Here is a 413-nt window from a genome sequence, read left to right as displayed (position 1 = left end):
ATTGAGTTCTGCATACGCACCGTCAGCAACTTGAGCAGCGCGGGTACCGATATCACCCAAAGACTTAACATCTTGTTCTACAGCGTCTACACGTTGTGAGTTAGAAGCAACACGGCTATCAATCTGGCTGTATGAGCGTGACGCGTCTTCGTATGCAGATTGGAAGGCTTCACCAGTACGCTTCTCGATACCAGCCGCACGTTCTTCACCGTCTTCGTAAATCTTGGCTACTGCTTTGGTAGCTTGGCGTTCTGCTTCTTCGTCAATCTTAATGTCGAAGGTGCCGTTATCCTTCATTTCTTGGCGAACCTTGGTAAACTCTGACTCGATAGCCGCTTGAGCTTCACCAGCTTTGGTAGTAACGAACTGTGCAGCTTCGCCAGCGTCTTTGCGCATACCAGCGATAGACTCAG

1 pseudogene is annotated in these 413 nt (G+C 49.6%); it reads right to left on the bottom strand.

The features are described 5' to 3' along the window. Positions 1-413 (bottom strand): annotated as a pseudogene (locus TZ48_RS12245) (hypothetical protein); the annotation flags it as partial.

The organism is Vibrio variabilis (assembly GCF_003263785.1).
GTDB lineage: Bacteria > Pseudomonadota > Gammaproteobacteria > Enterobacterales > Vibrionaceae > Vibrio > Vibrio variabilis.
This window is presented reverse-complemented; position numbering and strand designations above follow the sequence as displayed.